The organism is Spiribacter roseus (assembly GCF_002813635.1).
GTDB classification, from domain to species: Bacteria; Pseudomonadota; Gammaproteobacteria; order Nitrococcales; family Nitrococcaceae; genus Spiribacter; species Spiribacter roseus.
In genome coordinates this window covers 961,889-982,471 of the sequence record NZ_CP016382.1, presented here as the reverse complement: position 1 = coordinate 982,471, position 20,583 = coordinate 961,889, and the positions used below count along the sequence as shown (strand labels likewise).

Below are 20,583 nucleotides of genomic sequence, written 5' to 3'. Positions count from 1 at the left end.
GAGCACCCTGCCCGGCGTCTATTCGACGCGAAGCCGGTTGACCTGCCAGACAGAACGTCCGTAGATCGTCTCCCGGTGGAGTTCCGGGTGGCGATCGAACGGGTAGATGACAAAGATCGGCCCGCGCTCGCGCACACTCATGCGCTCGCCGTCCTTGTGGGTGGCGAGGATGACGTCATAATCGCGGAAGTTGCTGACCGGGATTTCGGCGCTATAGTCGTTAAGGGCGATTGCGGTGACCTGTTCACCGCCAGCGTCCACCGCCTCCAGCACCGCCCGGGCGAGCGGGCCGCTGAAGGTTCTGACGCCCTCATGCCAGGGCGTTTCCGTTTCCAGTGTCCGACCTTCGAGTTCGGCGAGCATCGCGGCGTCGAATACCGCCTGATCGCCCTGGTTGGTGGTGCCGATATCCCCACTGACCGTGAGGATGGCCCGGCCTTCCGGCGCCTCCAGGGCGCTGGCGGGGGCGCTCCAGAGGCCCAGCAGCGCCAGGATGCCGATCAGTGCGGCGGGGGATCTAGATCGGGTCACTGGAAGTCTCCTCCTCGGTTGGGCGACCGGCTGCTGCCTGACAGACCCGGTCGATTTCGGCTTTGAGCCGGTCGGCATTGAGCGGCTTGGTGACATAGCCCTCCATCCCCGCCGCTGCGTAATGCGCCTGATCGCCCTGCATGGCATTGGCGGTCACGGCCACGATGGGGGTGTGCGGGCGTTGCGCCTGCCGCTCCAGGTCCCGGATATGACGCGCTGCCTCAACGCCATCCATGCCGGGCATCATGATGTCCATGAGAATGACGTCAAACCGCGCTTCCTGAAAGCGCGCCACGGTCTCCTCACCATTGGTGGCGGTCTCGAACGACAGGGCATTTTTCTCGAGCAGCTTCTCGGCCAACAACCGGTTGACCGAGTTGTCTTCGGCCAGCAGGACATGCAGGCCGGCGAGGCGCTGATCGCGACTTTCAGCTGACCCGGGGGATTGCGCCGGGTCCGGGGCGGATGTCTGCAGTAGCGTCAGGAGCGTCTGCAGTGACAGCGGCTTGGTCAGCGGTTGTGGCACCCCCAACCAGTCCGCCTGTCGGGCCGCCTCCGCATCCAGCGTGCCGGTGACCAGCCGTAGGGGCGTGCCGGCGGTCTGCAGGGCGCGGATCGGTCCGAGGGCGTTGTCGGCATCGGCCATCGCACTCAGCCGGGCATCCATGAGGATCATATCGAATGCTGAGCGGGCGGCAGCCGCCGCCCCGCCGATGTCGCGGGCTTCCACCGCCTCGACCCCAAGGGTTTCGAGCAGGGTCCGCGCCAGAGCGCGGTCTCGGGGGTCATCATCGATGATCAGAACGCGCCGTCCCTTCGGCTCGCTGGCGCCGCCGGCCTCTTCCTGTGGTGCATCCGCCGGGCGGAGGGGCAGGTCGACGCGCATGACCGTCCCTCGACCTTCCTCACTGGTCATCGTGATCTGGCCGCCCATCAACTGAGTCAGTTGCCGGGTAATGGCGAGCCCCAGTCCGGTGCCTTCGAACGGGCGGTCATTGGCATTGCTGGCCTGTTCAAACGCATCGAACACATGGCGCTGGCGATGGGGCGAAATGCCGACTCCGGTATCCGAGACCGTTAACGCGACCGGCAGCACGCCATCCGTACGCGGGCTGCACGCCGTCGCCATCCCGACGCTCAGTTCGACATGGCCCTCATCGGTGAACTTCAACGCATTACTGAGCAGGTTGTCGACGATCTGCTGCAGACGTACCGGGTCCAGCATCAGCCATCGGGGCAGTTGCGGGTCGAGGGTGCAGTACAGGCGAACCCCACGGGTCAGGGCCCGAGGGGTATGCGCCTGAACGATCTGACCGATCAGGGTAGGGAGATCGCAGTTCTGCGGGCGGAGTTCGAGCTTGTCGGCTTCGACTTTCGACAGATCAAGGACCAGGTTGACGATTTCAAGCAGATGATCGGCGCTGTTGCGGGCCAGATCGATGTACTGGCGCTGGTCGGTCTGAAGTGGCGTCTCCGCCAGCAGATCGAGCATCCCGAGCACGCCATTCATGGGAGTCCGGATTTCGTGGCTCATATTGGCCAGGAATTGGCTCTTCGCGCGGCTCGCCGCCTGCGCCTGGTCGATCTGGTACTGCAGCTCGCTTTCGTACAGGCAGGCCCGGGCGGCATTGGCGAGTTTTTCCATCAGCCCTGCCAGTGACATCAGCAGGCTGTGCGTAAAACCGCTGCCGCGCCGCCGCAGCAGCAGGATCCCGAAATTCGGCAGATCCAGGACATAGTCCTCGCCGTCGCCGGCGCGATTGGGGAGACGGGCGGGTAGACGATCAGTCAGGCGGGGCAGCGCAGTGTCCCGATCGGGGAGTTCCAGCCAGTCGATGAGCTGCTGGAAATCGGACTGTCGGGTCAGCGTGCGCGGCAATGCCAGTGAATAGCGCCACTCCAGCATGGATGAACCAGGATCGCCCGCGGCGGCTGGCGGCGTGTACTGCAGCACGCAGCCGCTCACGCAGTTGAGGATGCGCAGCATCTTCCGCAGGCTCTCGGTGAGCATCTCCTCGAGCTTGAGACTCTGACCGATGGAGATCGAGATCTCGTAGAGCAGATCCGATTCGGGGATGCCGTGGGTGTGGGATGAGCGCATCCGGTCGTTCATTGATCGAGGATCGCGTAGACGATGCTTTTATTGAGGAAGTCAAGATAGTCGCGCCCGCTGTTGGCGATTTCGCCCAGGGTGAACGCGCCGTGGACCGGCGCACCGCCCCCCACGGCATCCAGTTCGCGATCCAGGTCGGCATCCAGAAACAGCACCCGTGAGATGCAGTCAAAGAGCAGGGCGGTGTCGATGGAGTGCTGCGGGTGCGCCGTGATGGCCTCGCTCCGTGCATGACCGGCCGCGGTGAGCAGGGTATCCATGTCGCCATTGAGCAGCCGGATGCGACAGCCGGCGGGCACTTCACCCACACAGACGATTTCTCCCGCGTCATTCATCATCAGCGGGTCGCGGACCACCACCTCCGCGCCGTAGCGCGCGATGCCCAGCGGATAGGATTTGGCGATCGAGAAGAAGTTATCCGCGTCAATCCGCTCGCCCCCGTGGGCGAAGACCTCGCGGGCATAGAGTTCGGCCGCCGGCTGCCAGTCGATGGTCCTGACCCGATTGCCCTCACTTTCGGTGACGGTCATGGTCTCGCTGATGGGCTGCCAGCCATGACTGACGCCAATGGCACTGGGCAGCGCCAGCCGGGCTACCAGGGCACTGTCGGCATGCAGCCCTTCAGGGGTGATGATGCAGGGCGACTGTTGCAGGCTCAGTGAGCCGGCGCCCCCGCCGATAAAGTTGTGCTCGAGGCCAAGACTGAAGAAAAGCGCCTCGATCAGGTCGCTGGTGCGGGCGGCCAGGCCATCGACCACCACCAGATAGGTGGCGTCGCGGGGTTCGTCGGGCCAGGTGTCCGCGAAGGCTGATATGGCCGGCTCGAACGCCGTGTCGGGCGCGCTCAGGGTGTCTATGACACCGTAGTCCGGAAGGTGATCGAGGCCCACCACCAGGGTGCCCTGCTCGTGGTTTTTGCTGGCATGGGCAACGGCCGGGAAGATCCCCCCCAGCAAGGGCAGCGGCGAAGCGCTGATGGCGTCGTTCATCGCCCCGGCCGGCAGGTCGTTGCCATCCGCGGCAAACACCAGCGCGGCGCGCACGGTCGGGTCGGTGTGGAGCCGGTTGATGGCCTCGCCAAGGCCCGTCACCGTGCCGGTGGGATCAAATTCGACGTGCATCAGTCCTCCTCCTCTGACAGGGCGGCCAGTAGACCGGCACAGGCGTCTGCTTCCATGGGCCGATGGATCAGGAACCCCTGGATGGCATCGATTTCAAGGGCATGCAGGTAGTCGCGCTGGCGCTGGGTCTCGACCCCCTCGGCAACGGTCTTCAGTCCGAGCCCATCGGCCAGCAGCGTCATTGAGCGGATGACCGAGCGGTTACGCGGATCATCGGCCACCGCCTCAATAAAGCGCCGGTCGATCTTGAGCGTATCCATCGGAAACCGCAGTAGCGATTCATACGACGAGTGACCCGTGCCGAAATCATCGATGGCGAGCCGGAATCCGGCCGCGCGGAGTTTCTCGAGGGTGCGTTGACTGGCATCCGGGTCCTGCATGGCCATGCTTTCGGTGATCTCGAGCTCGAGCGTCCGTGGATCGATGTGGTGGCGACGGGCGATGCGGGTGATGCGCTCGGCGAGGTCCCCGCGCTCGAACTGCTGGGCCGAAATATTCACGCCCATCACCAGTCCTGCGTCTGATTCATGCCAGATCGCCAGCTGCCGGCAGGCCTCATCGAGCACCCACTCCCCGACCTCCGCGATCAGCCCGTTTTCCTCAAGCAGGGGGATGAAGCGGGCCGGCGGGATCACCCCATGGACCGGGTGACGCCAGCGCAGCAGCGCCTCCACCCCGTTGAAACGCCCACCGCTGAGGGGTTGCTGGAGCTGGTAGACGAGAAAGAACTGGGCCTGGCCCAGGGCTTTGCGGATATCGCTTTCAAGGCTCAGCACGCCGGTTTCATCCACCGCGCCAATGTCCCGATAGAACATCACGCGGGGTTGGCCGCGACGGCTGCGACTGAACTGCTGGGCCTGCTGCGCGTGACTGATGAGTGTGTCAGCGTCGCTGGCATCATCCGGATGGAGGCTGGTGCCGGCGGAGAAGTCCACAAACACCTCTTCGCCGGCCACGGACAGCGAACGGGCCAGCGGCGCCAGCCATTGTTCATGGGTGTCAGCCGGCCCATCAACGGCGGCGACCGGCGCGGCGACCACGAAGGTGTCGATCTCCAGCCGTCCCACCAGCGCATTGCGGGGCAGGATCTCCTTGAGACGCTGGGCGAAGGTGGCAACGACCTGATCCCCCGCATTAATGCCCAGCAGCGTGTTGACCCGACTCAGTCCGGTGAGGCCGATGGCAGTGATCGACCAGTGTTGCAGGCCGTGTTGGCGGATGCGGTCGCCGAGCAGTCGGTTGAACAGCCGTCGCCGTGGCAGATCGGTGAGTTCGTCGTATTCGGCGAGATAACGCGCTCGATCCTCGAAAGCGCGCAGCGCGGTCACATCCTGAAAGGCGCCAATCAGCCAGGACGGGCCGGCGCCGGCCTCACTCTGCAGTCGCAGGATGGTCGGCTGGTCGTCGCGCAGCCACAGGGTGAACTCGACGTCGACGCCGCGGCCGCCAGCGACGGCCGAGTCAAGGGCCGCCTCCAGCCGGTAACGGTCGTTGTCGGCCGTCTGTTCAATCAGCGCCTCGCGGCTGGCCGGCAATCCCTCGCATTCGAGCAGATCGGCCGCCTCGGCCGACCACTGCAGATGCCCCGTCGCCGGGTCGTAGCGCCAGAAGCCGAGCCGTGCCATCCGGCAGGCGGTGGCCTGCTCGATCTGGGCGTCGGCCAGCGCCTGGGCCCGTTCCGCGGCCGCAAGGGCGTATTTGACCCGTTCGATGAGCAGCGCCAGGTTGACCGGTTTGGTGATGAAATCGGTCGCGCCGACGGTGAATGCCCGGTGTATGGACGGCGTGTCATCCAGGGCGGTCAGGATCAGGATCGGCACATCGCGGTTGGCCGGGCCGGCCTGCCCGAGGCGGACCGTTTCGATGAACGCGAACCCGTCGCGACCCGGCAGGTTGACGCTCGCCAACACCAGATCCGGCGCATCCGTCTGCATCGAGGCGAGCGCCTGATCGGCATTGTCGGCCTGCTGGATGATATAGCCATTCTTGCTCAGACCGGCTGAGGTCATGAGCTGGATGGTGGGGTCATCATCCACGATCAGGATTGTCTGTGGGCGCAGCATCAAATTTTCCCGTCGGGCGCTAGTGATCTCGGGTAGTGTAAACTCGGCAAAGGGCGTTGTAATACGCCGTGGACGCAGAAGGGTACGCCAAGCATATGTTTTCCGAAGATTTCGATCGCGAAGCGGGGCTGGCCTGTGTGGATGGCGACGCGGCGCTGTATGAATCGGTGCTGGCCGTATTCCATCAACAGCTCAGGGAGGACTTTGCGGCGTTGCCGGATCACCTGCGCGGTGAGCCCGATGAGGCGGTCGCCCGGCAGGTGCACTCACTGAAGGGATCAGCGGGATCGGTGGGCGCGAAACGTCTCGAAGCCAGTGCGACGGCGGTGGACCGGCGCCTTAAATCGGGCGACGGCGAGCTCGATGAGGCGCTCATCGAGGAATTGGCCGCAGCGCTGCAATCCGCGATCAATTCGCTCGAGTCGCCGCGCTGAGGGGCGTCCACAGCTGCATGGCCCGCGTCAGCGTCGCACCAAACAGCAGGATCAGGGCCGAGCCATAGATCCACAACAGCAGAACCACCAGCGAGCCGGCGGCGCCATAGGCTGACCCCGGCGCCGTCAGTGTCAGATAGGTGGCCATCAGCTGCCGACCCGGCATGAACAGCACGGCGGTGATCAGCGCGCCGGGCAGGACGTCGCGCCACGCCATCCGGGTGTCGGGCAGAAACCGGAACATGGCGGCAAACAACAGCGTCATCAGCAATACCGTGAACGCCGCCTCCAGCGGGGCGATCAGGCTGATGTCAAACGCCAGCCAGTCGGACGCGAAATGCGCGATGGCCTTCAGCGCCACCGACGAGGCCAGCGAGATCAGGAAGCTCAGCCCGAACAGGGCCACGATGACCAGTGACACCAGCCGGTGACGGACCAGCACCAGCAGCTGCCGGCGGCGCGTGGCCTGCGGCGGCACTTCCCAGATGGCGTTCAGCGAGCGCTGCAGCTGGGCGAACACCGCGGTCGCGCCCGCCGCCATCGCCGCCAGCCCCGCCAGGGTGGGCAGCCAGCCGCCGCGCTGGATGCGCACCTGCGCCACCATTTCGCGGGCCGCCTGAGCGGCTTCGGGACCGATCAGCGCCTGCACCTGCGCGACGATACGCGTCTGCGCCGCCTCGGGTCCCAGCACCATACCGGCTCCGGCGATCATCAGGATCAGAATGGGGGCGAGCGAGAAGAGCGTGTAGAACGCGAGTGCACCGGCACTGCCGAGGGCGTTGTGCGACTGCCAGAGTCGGCCGGCCTCGAGGATGACCCGCAGGGCGTTCTTGCTGACGGTTTTAAGGGGCATGGTCGCGGATTCCGCCATCGATTGCCGGCTTCGGGAATTTTCGCATGGACGTCGGTATCATACCCGGCACGGACGACAAACCCACCATCCCGTTCAGGCGTCGAGGGGAATACTCAGTGCGTGTCTTTCTTTTACTGGCTGGTCTAATCGGGCTTGTGTCGGTGGCTTTCGGGGCCATCGCCGAACATACCATCCGCCCGGCGGTGGACGCGGAATACTTCCGTTATCTGATGACCGGCGTGCGCTACAACCAGGTCCATGCGGTGGCGCTGCTGGCGCTCGCCTTCGGCCTCGGCCTGCCGCTTGCCGACGCCACCCGCGGGCGTGTGCAGATTGCCGCGTGGCTGATGGTGGTGGGCACGGTGCTTTTCAGCGGCAGTATCTACCTGGCGGTCTCCCTCGACGTCATGGCCATCACGTATCTCACACCGGTGGGGGGTACGCTGCTGATGGGCGCCTGGCTTGCCCTGATCTGGGCGGGCTGGAAGGCCCGGTAAACCGGCGATGAGAACCGTCAGCCTGCCTGTCGCTCATGGTTGATTCCGGCTTGGCACTGCTTGAAGAACTAGCCGAACTGCTGGAGCGCGAGCCCGACACCCGCGTTGCGATGAACGATCGCATGCTCCAGGTCCAGCGCGAGCAGACCAGCAGTGACATCAGACTGCGGCGGGTTCACGGCGTGGGCGTGGATGCCGGCGTCCGCTATCCGGCCGTTGACGTCAGCACCACGCTCAACGGCAATATTACCGCGCCCTCCAATCCGCGTATGCGCGCCTATCGGCTCAACCCCCAGTGCGCGATCGGTGCCGTGCAGTCACGCGCGCCCGGCGGCGTTGAAGCGGTGGTTCTCGGCAGTCGCATCTGCATTGACAGTGAGGTGCCATGGTCGGCCACCGGGCGCCACCTGGTGCGCCTTGCGGTCACGGACGCCGGGGGGCACCTGTTCGTCGACTGCGTTGCCGGCGAACGCACCCTGGCGCGTGCCGGCATGGGCGTCTGGCGCAATAGCATCCAGGGCATCCGCCCCACCGAGACCGACGGCTGGCGCGTGCTACGACGCACGGCCGACAGCCTGTGGGCGCAGCCCCTGGGATGGCCTGGCGTTCGCGGGGCAAGAATCGGAATCGCCGTGCAGGGCAACAATGCCCGCGTTGGCCGCGGGCTTGAGTATCGCCTTGAAATGCCCGCCACCGATACCGATGCGGAGGCGCTGGCCGCCTACTGCGATGCGCTCAACCAACAGGAGTGGGAGACCGCCACCGGTGCCCCGCATATCGGTGCCTGGTCGGTGACCGAGGCGGGGCAGTGCTGCTACCGGGCCAGTGTTCCGGCAAGGCTCGGCCGGCGGATGCCCGATCTACCCCGCCAGCTGCTGGCCACCTCGGGGGCACGGGCCAACGCCGCGATGGCGGTGCAGGCAATGCGGGACTAGCCGCGTCCATCCACCACCGGGCGGTGGCTTCAGGCCGCTGCGGTATAGCGATCCAGCTGCCGGATATCCTCATCGCTCAGGTGCATCCAGAAGGCCGTCACCATCGCATTGCGGCGCGCCCGCCCGGCCTCGGCCTCCAGTGGGATGGGCCACTCCAGTGACTCACCCGGTTGAATGGCGGCGCGCTCGAGCAGGGCCCCGGTGAGGCGGGGGGTGAGCGTGACCGCCTGCAGGATCGTGCACTCGACGGGCCACTGGTAGTGGGCCGGCGCGCGCGTCTGGGTGGCGAGGGCCAGCGGATCCCGTTCGCCGCTTTGAAAACGCCGCCAGCCCCGGAGGACGGTTGGTTCGGTCAGGCGGCGCTTGCGTGCCGAGTGCTGGACTGCATCCAGGGCCAGCAGCAGATCGGCCTTGCGCGGATTGATCAACAATTGCCGACCGCCGGCCAGTTCCTGGTAGAGACGCTCGGATATCTCGGGGCGGATATAGTCACGGGCCATCGGGTGCGCTCCTGCCGGGGATGTTGGCCGAAGCGTGTCAGGATCCGCCGGGGGCGACTGTGATCAGCTGCTCAGGGGTGGCGTCAGCAGCGACACGAACTCAAAGCGCTCGCCGTCAAAAAGGCCCTGGTCACTCAGCTTGAGCGCCGGGATGACCAGCAGGGCCATGAATGACAGGGTCATGAAGGGTGCGCTCAGCGGGCTGCCCATGGCATGGGCCAGTGACACCATGGCGTGATGTCGCGCGGCCATGGTGTCGCCATCGGCGGTGCTCATCAGCCCCGCCACGGGCAGTGGCAATCGGTCGCGACCGGCACCGCCCACCGCCGCGATCCCGCCCTGCATGTCGATCACTTCGTTGACGGCCTCGCTGACCCACTGGATATGACTGCCGACCGCGATCACGTTGTGCGAGTCATGCGCAATCGACCCGGCGATGGCGCCATCGGTCAGCCCGAAGCCGCGGATGAACGCCACGGCCGGCGGGGCGGGGTGATAGCGGTTGACCACGGTCAGCAAAAGCAGGTCGCGATCCGGGTCGGGGACGGGGTGATCGCCCTGCCAGCTGGGAGGCAGATGGCACTCCCGGGTATCAAGTGCTCCATCGCGGCATTCGATGACCCGCAACTGCCGGGACGCGTCGTCCGGATCGCCCGTGGGCAGCGCCTCGGTCAGTGTGCGCGCCGATATCGGTGCGGCATTGAACCGATTGCTGGGTGTCGCCGGGCGATGCGCGGTGAGGCTGCGGCCTTGCTGCGCAACGCGTGTCCCCGCCACCCAGGTGGTGACCACATTGAGTTGATCCGGGTCCGTCACCGTAATCGCATCCATGCGATCGCCGACCCGCAGCTGGCCGACGTCCATTCGGTAGTGCGCCACCGGATTGCTGCAGGCGGCGCGCAGGACATCGAAGCGGTCATGACCGGCCTGGATGGCCCGTGCGGCGATGCGGTCGATGTGGCCGGTGACCAGGTCATCGGGGTGCAGATCGTCGGTGCAGAACATGATCTGACCGGGGAACCGGTCGATCAGCGGGTGGAGCGCGTCAAAGTTCTTCGCCGCGGAGCCCTCGCGGATGACCAGATGCATACCGGCGGCCAACTTGGCCTCGGCCTCTTCGCGGGTGGCGCACTCATGATCGTTGTGGATGCCGGCATCGGCGTAGTCGCGTGCCGCTGCACCGGTCAGCCCCGGTGCATGGCCATCGATGGTGCGGCCCCAACGCCGGGCGACCTCGATTTTGGCCATCAGGCCGGGCTCGCGGGCCAGCACCCCCGGAAAGTCCATGACCTCGGCGAGATGCCCGGCGCTGCCCTCGTGCAGGAGGGTCTCGATGGCCTCGGCGGACAGTTCCGCGCCGGATGTTTCGTAGCGGGTGGCCGGCACGCAGGCGGGGGCCCCGAAATGGATCGGGATCGGACTGCGGCGGGCGTCCTCGGCCATGTAACGGACACCGTCCGCGCCCAGGACATTGGCGATTTCATGGGGGTCCGTGACCGCCGCCACGGTGCCGTGACGGCTGGCAATGCGGCCGAACTCGGCCGGTGTCAGCATCGTGCTCTCGACATGCACATGGGCATCGACAAACCCGGGCAGGAGGTAATCCAGGGCCGGATCCGGGGCACCGAGGACGGCGATCGCCACAATATGCCCGTCTTCCCAGTGCACGCTGGCGGCATAGATGCGGCGATGATCAATGTCGATAAGGTTGGCGCGAATGTTCTGGGTGCGGCGTTGCATGGGGTCAGTATAGGCCGCGAGGTCGACGGCCAGATACCCCGTCCACGATTGCGGATGATCAGCACATGTTGTTAAGTGTGCACTGCAACATGAGCGTTAGGGAGTGACTGATGACTGATTCAACCGGCGCCGGGGCCTTTTTGCTGAACGGTCGTGTGGGCATCGTGACCGGCCTGGCCAATGAGAACAGCATCGCCTATGGCTGTGCTCGGGCATTGGCCGCGCAGGGCGCGGAGTGCATCGTGACCTATGCCAGTGAAAAGGCCGAGCGCTTTGTCATGCCGCTGGCCGAGGGAATGGGCAATCCCGAATACCAGCTTGTCGATGTGCAGGATGATGATTCGCTCGAGGCGCTCTTTGATCGGGCACGGGCTCGCTGGGGCCGGCTGGACTTTGTCATTCATTCGATAGCCTTCGCCCCGCTCGCGGAATTGCAGGGCCGTCTCACCGACACCTCCAGCGAGGGATTCGCGCTGGCCATGGATGTGTCCTGTCACTCCTTCGTGCGCATGGCGCGACTGGCCGAGCCCCTGATGGACCACGGCGGGAGCCTGATCTGCATGAGCTATCACGGCGCTCACCAGGCGGTGGAAAATTACAACCTGATGGGCCCGGTCAAAGCGGCGCTGGAGGCATCCACACGCTACCTGGCCACCGAGCTCGGGCCCCGCGGTATCCGCGTCAACGCCATTTCTCCCGGGCCGATCCGCACCCGTGCCGCCTCCGGGCTGAAGGACTTTGAAGCGCTGGCGGCGGACGGCGAGGCCCACGCGCCGCTGCGTCGGCTGGTCACCACCGACGAGGTGGGTCAGACGGCCGCTTACCTCATCTCCGATGCCGGGGCAGGTGTGACCGGTGGCACTCACTACGTTGATGGGGGACACCATGTCCAGTTCTGAGGCGCTGATCGAGAACCGCACCTTCGATGAGATCGAGATCGGCGAGTCGGCCAGCCTTGAAAAGCGCCTGACCATGGATGACATCAAGCTGTTCGCGGTGATGTCGGGGGACGTCAATCCCGCCCATGTCGACGAGGCGTTTGCCCGCAGCAGTCGCTTCCATGAATTGATAGCCCACGGCATGTGGGGCGGGGCGCTGATCTCGACGGTCCTGGGGACGAAACTGCCGGGGCCGGGGACGATCTATCTGGGTCAGACGCTACGCTTTCGGGCACCGGTAACGCTGGGTGACCAGATCCGCGTGCGGGTGACCGTCCGCGAGAAGGATGAGCAAAAGGGCCAGGTGGTATTCGCCTGCGAGTGCCGCAATCAGGAAGACGCCCTGGTGCTCGACGGCGAGGCACGCGTGCTGGCGCCCACCGAAAAGGTCAGCCGGCCCCGGGCCGTGATGCCCTCGATCCGCCTGGCGGAACAGGGCAAGCTTGCGGAAACGCTCGCTGAGACCGGCGATGCGACGCCCGTCACCGCGGCGGTGGTGCATCCGGTGGATATCGAGAGCATGCAGGCGCTGGATGCAGCCGTCCGTCAGGGGCTGATCCGGCCGGTGCTGGTGGGGCCAGGCGGGCGCATGCAGGCCGCCGCCGATGACGCCGGTGTCGATATCAGCGGTTATGAGCAGATCGCCACCCGGCACAGCCACGGTGCGGCGCAGACGGCGGTGGGCATGGCGGCCGCCGGCGATGTGGCGACGCTCATCAAGGGCGGGCTCGCCACCGAGGAGCTGCTGGGCAAGCTGATTGATCCGGCTGGCGGCCTGCGCACCGAGCGGACACCCAGCCAGGTCATGGCCTATGACGTGCCGACCTATCCGCGCCCGCTGTTGATCGCCGATCCGTTGGTCAACATCCACCCCGGTCTTTTCGAGAAGCGCGATATCGTCCGCAATGCCACCGGGCTCGCCCATGCGCTCGGCATTCATGAACCCCGCGTGGCCATGCTTTCATCGTCCGAGGCCATCGACCCCAAGCTGAGCTCGACGCTGGATGCGGCGGCCATCTGCAAGATGGCGGATCGCGGCCAGGTGCAGCACGCGATCATTGACGGCCCCATGGCCTTTGACGCGGCCATTTCCGCGGCCACGGCCCGGGCACGGGGGCTGGAGTCGCCGGTTGCCGGGCGCGCCGATGTGCTGATCGCGCCCGATCTGGAGGCCGCCAGCATGCTTGTCAAGCAGCTGAGCCACCTCGCCGACGCCCGCGGTGCCGGGCTTTTACTGGGTCTGAGACTGCCGGTGGTGATGAGCGCCCGGGACGATGATGTCGCCAGCCGGATTGCTGGCATCGCCCTGATGCATCGCTACCTCGACCATCGGGCCCGTTCCGGGCAGAGCGCCATGGCGGCGGCGATGAGCTAATCGCCCAGCGCTTTGGGTCGGTTGTCGTCGTCGACGAAAACCCGCGTCGGTACCCAGCTTGGGGCGGCGTCGGCATCGATCTGGGCGTAGGCGGCGATGATCACCCGGTCTCCGTGACCGGCCAGGTGGGCGGCGGCGCCATTGATGGTGATGGCGCCACTGTCGCGCTCGCCCTGGATGATGTAAGTCTCGAATCGATGACCATTGGTGATGTTGTAGACATGCACCTGCTGATGGGCAAGCAACCCTGAGGCCTCGAGCAGGGTCGAATCGATGGTGATGCTGCCCTCGTACTCGAGGTTGGCATCCGTCACCGTCGCCGCGTGGATTTTGGCTTGTAGGACCGAAATCATCATTGCTTTACTCGTGGCCTTGTCGTCTCTCATTACAGGATCAATGGTAATGCACAGTTTGTTCGCTGACGAGATCATCCCACGCGGAGCGCCCGGATGAGGCGCTTTGGTGGACTGCTGCGGTTGTCCGGGTATCTGCGCCCGTACTGGCGCCAGGCCCTGGTGGCCGGCACAGCGCTGATCGTGGCCGCCGCGAGTGTACTGGCCATCGGCCAGGGCCTGCGACTGGTGATTGACCAGGGGTTTGCCAATGGCACGGGCGCTGCCCTTGATCGCGCCCTGATGATCACCGCCGGCGTGGTGCTGGTGCTGGCGGTGGCGTCGGCCATGCGCTTTTACTGGGTGATGTGGATTGGCGAGCGGGTCGCGGCGGATCTGCGCCGGGACGTCTTCGAGCGCCTGCTGGATCTTGACCCCGGTTTCTATCTGCGTAACGGCGTCGGCGAAATCCAGTCGCGCATGACCACCGACACCGCGCTGTTGCAGAGCGTACTCGGCTCAACGTTTTCCATGGCACTGCGCAATGCGCTGCTGCTGATCGGCACGCTGATCATGCTGGTGGTCACCCAGCCCACGCTGAGTGCCATGGTCATCATCGGGATCCCGGTGGTGGTGGCGCCGATGCTCATCTATGGCAGGCGCGTGCGCCGCCTCTCGCGCCTCAGCCAGGACCGGATCGCCGAGGTGGGGAGCTACGCCGGCGAGACGCTGGGTGGCATCGAGACGGTTCAGGCCTTCGTCCATGAGGCCGAAGACCGACGGGTCTTTCGTGACCGGGTGGAGGATGCCTTTAGCATTGCGATCCAGCGCATCCGCCAGCGCGCCGGGTTGAACGCAGTGGCGCTGCTGTTGGCGTTTGCGGGCGTCGCTTTTGTGCTGTGGCGCGGCGGCAATGCCGTGATCGCCGGCACGATGAGCGCCGGCGAGCTCTCCGCATTCGTTTTCTACGCGGTGCTGGCCGCGGGGGCCGTCGGGGTGCTCTCGGAGGTGGCGGGCGAGCTTTTCCGGGCCTCCGGCGCCGCGGAACGGCTGTTTGAACTGCTTGACGCGGTGCCCGCCATCCGACCGCCGGCCGATCCGGTGGCATTGCCGGTGCCCGGCCGGGGTGAGGTGGTCATCGAGGCGGTGGAGTACCGCTATCCCACACGGCCCGACCCGCCGGCGCTTGCCGGCGTCAACCTTGAGATCCGCGCGGGGGAGACCGTGGCACTGGTCGGGCCTTCGGGGGCGGGTAAGAGCACGCTGATCAGCCTTCTGCTGCGTTTTCACGATCCCTCCGCGGGACGCGTGCGACTCGATGGCGTGGATCTGCGCGACGCCGATCCGGCGGCGCTACGCCGGCGTATGGCGCTGGTGGCGCAGGAGCCGGTGCTGTTCACCGGCACGATTGCCGGGAATATCCGCTTCGGCGATCCCGCCGCGGCGCGCGAGAAAATCGTCGAGGCGGGCAGGGCGGCGAACTGCGAGGGCTTTGTCGAGGCGCTTCCTGACGGTTACGACACGCACATTGGACCCGGCGGCGTGCAGCTCTCGGGCGGGCAGCGACAGCGCATCGCCATTGCCCGGGCCATCCTCCGCGATCCGGCGTTGCTGCTGCTCGATGAGGCCACCAGCAGCCTCGACGCCGAGAGCGAGCGCCAGGTGCAGACCGCGCTCACGCGCCTGATGGCCAAGCGCACCAGCGTGGTCATCGCCCATCGGCTGGCGACCGTGCGTAACGCCGATCGCATTGCGGTGCTCGAGGCGGGGCAGGTGCGCGCGGTGGGCACCCACGATCAGTTGCTTGCGGGCGACGGCCTTTACGCGCATCTGGCGGCGTTGCAGTTTCAGTCCATCGCCTGACGGGAATGGGCGAGTGCCGCCCGCAGCATCGGAGCGGGCGGCAGGGCCCTCAGAATCTTATAAATATCCGCAAGTTGTGGCCGACTCATTAGAAAGCGGACCATTGATTCAGCGGGTGTGCGCTCGAATAACTGGACGAAAGGCGTACCCGCCGTGCCGGCCGGGCGATGCCGCCAGAGCGACTCAAGGAACACGCCATCCAGCCAGTCCATGCCCCGGCGTCGTGCCGGGGCGACCGGTGATCGGCCGGCCATGAGGGCATCGGCGCAATCATCCGCCCAGCGCTGGATGCCGTGAAAGGCGTAACCGGTGGCCGGCCGCATACTGCCACCGGCGGTACCGACGCGCATCCAGCCGTCTTGATTGTAGGGCGGCACGGGCGTCATCGGCAGATGACTCGACTCCTCACGGGCGATGGTGTGATCAGCCAGGCCCCGATCGGCAAGGAGGCCGTCCAGTCGTGCGCCAAGGGCGGACAGCGACGGGCGCTGCGGGGCAAATCGCGTCAGTTCAATCAGCCGTCGGCCCGGTGCGATGGGCAGCTCGTAGACAAACGTCAGTAACGGCGTCGGGTCATCCAGAAAGTCCATGAGCCGCACGGGACTGTCATCGGGAAGATCGGGGCCCACCAGTTCGCGACCGACGAAACTCTGCCACACCCAGGGTCGCGTGAGTGTCAGTGCCGGTGGGCGCGAGTCCAGCACCCGATCGGCGATGATCGAGCCGCCATCATCCAGCTGCAGCATCCACCGCGTGTCATCCATGTCGGCCGATATCAGGGATCGCCCGGCATACAGGGCCCAGTCGGGTCGCGTCGCGATGGCATCCAGCGCCTGGCGCTGGACCGTTGACGCCCGCAGCATCTCGTAGGGTGTCCGGGTGCTGCCCCTGATCACGGACTGTCCGCCATCACTGACCGCCCATGTCGACCAGGTGCGAGTGGCGTGGGCGCTGAAAGGATGCTCTGCGAGCCGCCAGCCACACCAGGTCCGGTCATCACAGGGTTGCTCACGCGGCTCAATGATGGCGATCGATCCCGGGTAGCCCCGCAGCACGAGGCGGACGGCCAGACTCATGGTCGCCGCCCCCAGGCCGATCAGGGCAATGTCGAAGCGTTTCATGGCGCGATGCAGGGGCGGTCGGTGGCGGGCCGTACCAGGGCCTTCAGCGCCAGCCGCCGGCGGGCGGCGTGGGTGAGCGAAATACGGCCCTCCCAATAGCGACAGCCATTCGCCCGCACCTGCAACCCGATGGCGCGATAGAGCCGTGCGGCCACCCGGATCGCCAGGCGATTACGCCATGGGATCAGGCTGAAACCGGTCTCGGCGTGGGCGTATTCACGTTCGGCACGCTCGATCACCCGACCAATCGCGGCCTGGATCGGCGCCCGGTCAGCCCCGGCGGCGTTGGCAATGACCGCGGGGCTGCGCTCGCCCACCCAGGCCGCCGGCAGATAGCGCCGCCCGCGCTGGGCGTCCTCAAGCACATCCCGGGCGATGTTGGTCAGTTGCATGCCGATACCAAGGGCCACCGCGGCATCCCGGCCGCGCACCGGATCGGCGCCCAGCAGGGGGCACATGAGTTCGCCCACGGTGCCGGCGACCCCATAACAATAATCAATCAGCTCGGTTTCGGTCTCGATCAACCGGCCGTCGCGTGCCTCCTGCGCGGCGGTGCGCGCCAGGACCACCAACGGCGCGAGCGCCATCTGCCGGCGACGGACAAGGGCCGCGAACCCATCAACGGGGACGGCCTCAGGCCGGTCGTCGGTGAGCGCCTCGACGAATTGATCAATTTGCCCCGCGCCATTGGCGGACTCATCGGCGATATCGTCGATCAGCCGACAGACGGCATACAGCGTGGCGACATCATCGGCGTCCTGCCGGCGCAGGAGCCGGCTCGCCATGTGGAAGCTGCTGCCGTGGCGGGCGAGGACCTCACGCGGCTTCACGCCGCCTCCACGCCCTCAGGGAACAGTCGCTCGAGGACCTTGGCGCTCGACAGCACGCCGGGCATGCCGGCGCCCGGGTGGGTGCCAGCGCCCACAAGATAAAGATTATCCAGCCCCTCGGCCTGGTTGTGGAACCGGAACCAGGCCGACTGGCGGAACAGCGGGGAGAGGGTGAATCCGCTGCCGTGGACGCTCTGGTAGTTCTCGCGGAAGTCATCAGGCGTCATGTAGAACGCGGCGCGCAGATGCGTGCTCAGGCCGGGCATCAGCGTGGCCTCGAGCGCCTCGACAATGCGGGCCTGCAGGCGCGGGCCTTCGCTGGCCCAGTCGATATCGCCCAGCTGATTGGGCACCGGGGCCAGCACATAGAAGCTGTCATGGCCGGGCGGCGCAAAGCTGGGGTCGGTGGCAGTCGGCCGGTGCAGGTACAGCGAGAAGTCCTCGGAGAGGATCTTGCGGTCGAAGATGTCCCGCAGCAGTTCACGGTAGCGGTCACCCAGCCAGATCGTGTGATGGGCTACGTCGGGATAGGTGCAGTCGGTACCGAAGTACAGGACGAACAGGCCCATCGATGTCTGTGCCAGCCGGTGCTTGACCCGGGCGGCCAGTGGCGCCGGATCCATCAGTTCCCCGTACAGATGCATGGGGTCGAGATTGGAGACGAAGTGATCGGCCTTCAGCGTGCGGCCGTCATCGACACTGGCGCCCGTGATGCGGCGGCCTTCGCGGTGCACGGCGGTGATGCTGCGGCCGTTTTCGACGCGCACGCCCTGGCGCTCGAGCAGACCGGCGAGCTCACCGACCAGCGCCCCGGTGCCACCCATGGCGAAATGCACGCCCCATTCCCGCTCGAGATAGTGGATCAGCCCGTAGATGCAGGTGGTATCAAACGGGTTGCCGCCGACCAGCAACGGTTGCAGCGATAGTGCCCGCCGCAGGTAGGGATGCTTGATGTGGCGGGCCACCATCGTCCAGACACTGCGGTCAAATCGCAGCCGCAACAGCCGCGGGATCTGGCGGGCCATGAACGAAAGCCGATGGAAGGGCTGATAGCCCAGCTCGCGGAAACCGATCTCGAACAGTTCACGGGATTCCGCGAGCAGCCCGTGATAGCCGGCGACATCGGCCGGATTGAAACGCGCGATCTCCGATTCCATGCGCTCGATGCCCGGTCCATAGTCGAACGACGAATCGTCCGGGAAGCGAAATCGATACCAGGGATCGAGTGGGCGCAGCTCAAGGTGATCGTGCAGTGACTCACCAAACAGTTCGAACAGCTCGGCGAACAGAAAAGGCGCCGTGATCACGGTGGGACCGGCATCGTGGCGGTATCCGTGGCGCTCGAACACCTGGGCGCGTCCGCCCAGTCGGGGGCAGCGATCAATCAGCGTCACTTCGTGACCACGGGCGCGGAGACGCAGAGCGGCCGCGATGCCGCCGAATCCGCCGCCCATCACCAGGGAATGCATAGGGCTCTACCCCTTGTGTTGTGTCAGTGCGCGCCGGGAGACGACCCGGGACTGGTCGGCGAGTCGCTGCAGCAGTTCTCGGACATCGTGGGCGAGTGGGGCCGGCAGATGCCCGGTCAGTCGTTCCGCGCGGTCAAGGGCGGCACGGACATGCCGGAGACAGCGCGCCAGCGTTGACTCGCGGGTGTCGCCACTCTGCCTGCGGGGCGGCTGATGATGGCGCCAGGCATGTAGCGGGTGGAGTCGATCCGGGTTGTCGGTCGTCTGCAGATCGTCGAGATCATCGAGGATCTGATAAGCCAGACCGATCGCTGCGGCCAGCTGACGCCCGCGCTCGAGCGGCGCGGTGGCGCCCGCATCGGTCTGGACCCCGACATTCAGTGCCAGCTCGATGAGCGGCGCGGTCTTCTCGCGTGTCGCGGCCAGATAGTCGCGGCGGCTCACCGGCCGGCGCCTTTCGCGCCCGGCCAGTTCAACGCTCTGCCCGCCGATCACGCGCGCGGTGCAGTCGGCCATGGCGGCCATGAGCCGCCGCGACGTGTCGGCGTCGCGCATACCGGCTGCAATCTGATAAGCGGTGGTTAACAACAGGTCGCCCGCACACAGGGCAACGTCGTCACCATAGAGGGACCGGACGGACGCCTGTCCGCGCCGGTAGAGATCGTGATCACTGATGTCGTCATGAATCAGTGATGCGTTGTGAAGCAGTTCACAGGCGGCGGCAGCCGCTGTGCTGTCGTGCGTGTCCAGTCGGCCGGCACTGCTGGCGAGCGCCAGTCTTGCCCGCATCCGATGGCCACCGGTGTTGAGGTGATAGATCGCCGCATCCCGGGCCGGCGTCGGCCGCAGATGAGCGAGGGCATCGATCATGCACTGATCGACGGTGGACAGGGGCGCAGGAGTGGGCGCGTGCGTCAGACCGTTCGACAGGGCGGATGCCTCTGCGTCGGTGCTTTGCTGTTGGCTGACGTCGACTGCGGCCACGGAGTTGATCCTCACGCTTTGTCCGGGGAAGTGGATGCCGGACAGCGTCCGGCATCCACAGGCTCAGCATTGGCAATGCCGGCCGATCGGGTGATCCCGATCAGGCGCTGGCTTTGCCCTCGGCTTCCGACTTGCGCATGGCAATCATCAGAATGAGGATGCCGAACACGGCCTTGGCCACGATATCCGCAACCGTGTAGCCCACTTCCACGGCCGTGATGGCGGCGCCACCGGTCAGGCCGATCAGCGGGAACAGGAACACGATCGGGTAGAACAGCCAGGACACGACCACCAGTGTGGCAGCGCCGTTGATCAGCCCGCGGACGTTTTCCGGCTGCTTGCTGATCGAGCCCTTCAGGCCAACCACCAGCTGGTAGACGATGTAGATGAACGGAATCATCGACAGGACCCAGAACAGGAAGCGCGTTGCGCCACCTTCGGCCACTTCGCCCGGATACCCGAGGATGATCATCAGAGCGGCGGCACCACCCAGCGTCACGCTCTTGGACACCGTCTCGCTCCGCGACAGGCGCATGACGAGAATCAGCTCGACAAGCAGCAGCGGCACGGTCAGCAGCCAGTCGACGTAGCGATACGCCTGGTTGAAGGCATAGCCCGTGGTTTCGATGGTGCCGTTGGTCACGGAGAAGGCCGCATCCCACGACAGCATGATCTGCAGATAGTGATAGCCGGCGATGGCGGTCACGAGACCGGAGATCGTCACGGCCATCTTGTACGCGGGAGCTACCTGACTGCGGGAGAACCACAGGAAAAGGGTCGCGGCCGCCATCACTGCAAAGCCAAACGAGAAGGCATTTGCAATGAAGTCGTACTGACCCACGCTGAGAGTTGAAAGATCCATGGTTGATTTCCTCCTTTTGGAA

19 protein-coding genes are annotated in these 20,583 nt (G+C 65.9%); 6 read left to right on the top strand and 13 right to left on the bottom strand.

Going from position 1 to position 20,583, the window contains the following annotated elements; all coding sequences use genetic code 11:
* Positions 1-18: 18 nt before the first annotated feature.
* The 4 genes from BBH56_RS04880 to BBH56_RS04865 are packed head-to-tail and all read right to left on the bottom strand — an operon-like array spanning position 19 to position 5,828.
* Positions 19-531, bottom strand: a complete 513-nt coding sequence (locus BBH56_RS04880) for an oxidoreductase (protein ID WP_198515186.1) — start codon at positions 529-531, stop codon at positions 19-21.
* On the bottom strand, positions 518-2,644 hold the full coding sequence (locus BBH56_RS04875; protein WP_148122123.1) for a response regulator: 2,127 nt from the start codon (positions 2,642-2,644) through the stop codon (positions 518-520). Before BBH56_RS04875 ends, BBH56_RS04880 begins: the two co-directional genes overlap by 14 nt.
* On the bottom strand, positions 2,641-3,765 hold the full coding sequence (locus BBH56_RS04870) for an FIST signal transduction protein (RefSeq protein ID WP_148122122.1): 1,125 nt from the start codon (positions 3,763-3,765) through the stop codon (positions 2,641-2,643). Before BBH56_RS04870 ends, BBH56_RS04875 begins: the two co-directional genes overlap by 4 nt.
* A complete protein-coding gene (locus BBH56_RS04865; protein ID WP_148122121.1) occupies positions 3,765-5,828 on the bottom strand; it encodes a putative bifunctional diguanylate cyclase/phosphodiesterase in 2,064 nt (687 codons plus the stop codon). The genes BBH56_RS04870 and BBH56_RS04865 overlap by 1 nt, the downstream gene beginning before the upstream one ends.
* A 95-nt stretch (positions 5,829-5,923) precedes the next feature.
* On the opposite strand from BBH56_RS04865, the gene BBH56_RS04860 reads away from it, so the two are divergent.
* Positions 5,924-6,262 (top strand): Hpt domain-containing protein, encoded by a 339-nt coding sequence (locus tag BBH56_RS04860; RefSeq protein ID WP_148122120.1) that lies wholly within the window; start codon positions 5,924-5,926, stop codon positions 6,260-6,262.
* Here BBH56_RS04860 and BBH56_RS04855 read toward each other — a convergent pair.
* Positions 6,237-7,115 carry a YihY/virulence factor BrkB family protein gene (locus BBH56_RS04855; protein ID WP_144348389.1) on the bottom strand — a complete coding sequence of 293 codons (879 nt, stop codon included), beginning with the start codon at positions 7,113-7,115 and terminating at the stop codon, positions 6,237-6,239. The genes BBH56_RS04860 and BBH56_RS04855 overlap by 26 nt on opposite strands.
* Positions 7,116-7,159: 44 nt before the next feature.
* On the opposite strand from BBH56_RS04855, the gene BBH56_RS04850 reads away from it, so the two are divergent.
* Both BBH56_RS04850 and BBH56_RS04845 read left to right on the top strand, forming a co-directional pair.
* Positions 7,160-7,612, top strand: a complete 453-nt coding sequence (locus BBH56_RS04850; protein WP_144348388.1) for a DUF423 domain-containing protein — start codon at positions 7,160-7,162, stop codon at positions 7,610-7,612.
* A gap of 50 nt (positions 7,613-7,662) precedes the next feature.
* On the top strand, positions 7,663-8,547 hold the full coding sequence (locus tag BBH56_RS04845) for a hypothetical protein (protein WP_157809094.1): 885 nt from the start codon (positions 7,663-7,665) through the stop codon (positions 8,545-8,547).
* A gap of 29 nt (positions 8,548-8,576) precedes the next feature.
* On the opposite strand, the gene BBH56_RS04840 is transcribed toward BBH56_RS04845, so the two are convergent.
* Together BBH56_RS04840 and ade are read right to left on the bottom strand one after the other, a co-directional pair.
* Entirely contained in the window at positions 8,577-9,047 is a 471-nt protein-coding gene (locus BBH56_RS04840) for a hypothetical protein (protein WP_110882635.1), read from the bottom strand.
* A 63-nt stretch (positions 9,048-9,110) separates the two neighbouring features.
* Entirely contained in the window at positions 9,111-10,787 is a 1,677-nt protein-coding gene (ade, locus tag BBH56_RS04835) for an adenine deaminase (RefSeq protein WP_148122119.1), read from the bottom strand.
* A 110-nt stretch (positions 10,788-10,897) separates the two neighbouring features.
* On the opposite strand from ade, the gene fabI reads away from it, so the two are divergent.
* Together fabI and BBH56_RS04825 are read left to right on the top strand one after the other, a co-directional pair.
* On the top strand, positions 10,898-11,686 hold the full coding sequence (fabI, locus tag BBH56_RS04830; RefSeq protein WP_148122118.1) for an enoyl-ACP reductase FabI: 789 nt from the start codon (positions 10,898-10,900) through the stop codon (positions 11,684-11,686).
* Positions 11,673-13,100: a bifunctional enoyl-CoA hydratase/phosphate acetyltransferase gene (locus BBH56_RS04825; protein WP_148122117.1), complete on the top strand. Its 1,428-nt coding sequence runs from the start codon at positions 11,673-11,675 to the stop codon at positions 13,098-13,100. Before fabI ends, BBH56_RS04825 begins: the two co-directional genes overlap by 14 nt.
* Here BBH56_RS04825 and panD read toward each other — a convergent pair.
* A complete protein-coding gene (gene panD, locus BBH56_RS04820; RefSeq protein WP_144348383.1) occupies positions 13,097-13,456 on the bottom strand; it encodes an aspartate 1-decarboxylase in 360 nt (119 codons plus the stop codon). The two genes, BBH56_RS04825 and panD, sit on opposite strands and share 4 nt — an antisense overlap.
* A 93-nt stretch (positions 13,457-13,549) precedes the next feature.
* On the opposite strand from panD, the gene BBH56_RS04815 reads away from it, so the two are divergent.
* Positions 13,550-15,295, top strand: coding sequence for an ABC transporter transmembrane domain-containing protein (locus tag BBH56_RS04815; protein WP_148122116.1), 1,746 nt, complete (start codon positions 13,550-13,552; stop codon positions 15,293-15,295).
* Here the strand turns inward: BBH56_RS04815 and BBH56_RS04810 are convergent.
* The 5 genes from BBH56_RS04810 to BBH56_RS04790 form a co-directional block, all read right to left on the bottom strand.
* On the bottom strand, positions 15,280-16,416 hold the full coding sequence (locus BBH56_RS04810; RefSeq protein WP_144348381.1) for a lycopene cyclase family protein: 1,137 nt from the start codon (positions 16,414-16,416) through the stop codon (positions 15,280-15,282). The two genes, BBH56_RS04815 and BBH56_RS04810, sit on opposite strands and share 16 nt — an antisense overlap.
* Positions 16,413-17,246 (bottom strand): phytoene/squalene synthase family protein, encoded by an 834-nt coding sequence (locus tag BBH56_RS04805; RefSeq protein WP_144348380.1) that lies wholly within the window; start codon positions 17,244-17,246, stop codon positions 16,413-16,415. Before BBH56_RS04805 ends, BBH56_RS04810 begins: the two co-directional genes overlap by 4 nt.
* Positions 17,243-18,715 carry a phytoene desaturase family protein gene (crtI, locus tag BBH56_RS04800; protein ID WP_144348379.1) on the bottom strand — a complete coding sequence of 491 codons (1,473 nt, stop codon included), beginning with the start codon at positions 18,713-18,715 and terminating at the stop codon, positions 17,243-17,245. Before crtI ends, BBH56_RS04805 begins: the two co-directional genes overlap by 4 nt.
* A 6-nt stretch (positions 18,716-18,721) precedes the next feature.
* Positions 18,722-19,699 (bottom strand): polyprenyl synthetase family protein, encoded by a 978-nt coding sequence (locus BBH56_RS04795; protein ID WP_144348378.1) that lies wholly within the window; start codon positions 19,697-19,699, stop codon positions 18,722-18,724.
* Positions 19,700-19,799: 100 nt separating this feature from the next.
* Entirely contained in the window at positions 19,800-20,561 is a 762-nt protein-coding gene (locus BBH56_RS04790) for a bacteriorhodopsin-like (protein ID WP_148122114.1), read from the bottom strand.
* Positions 20,562-20,583 lie beyond the last annotated feature (22 nt).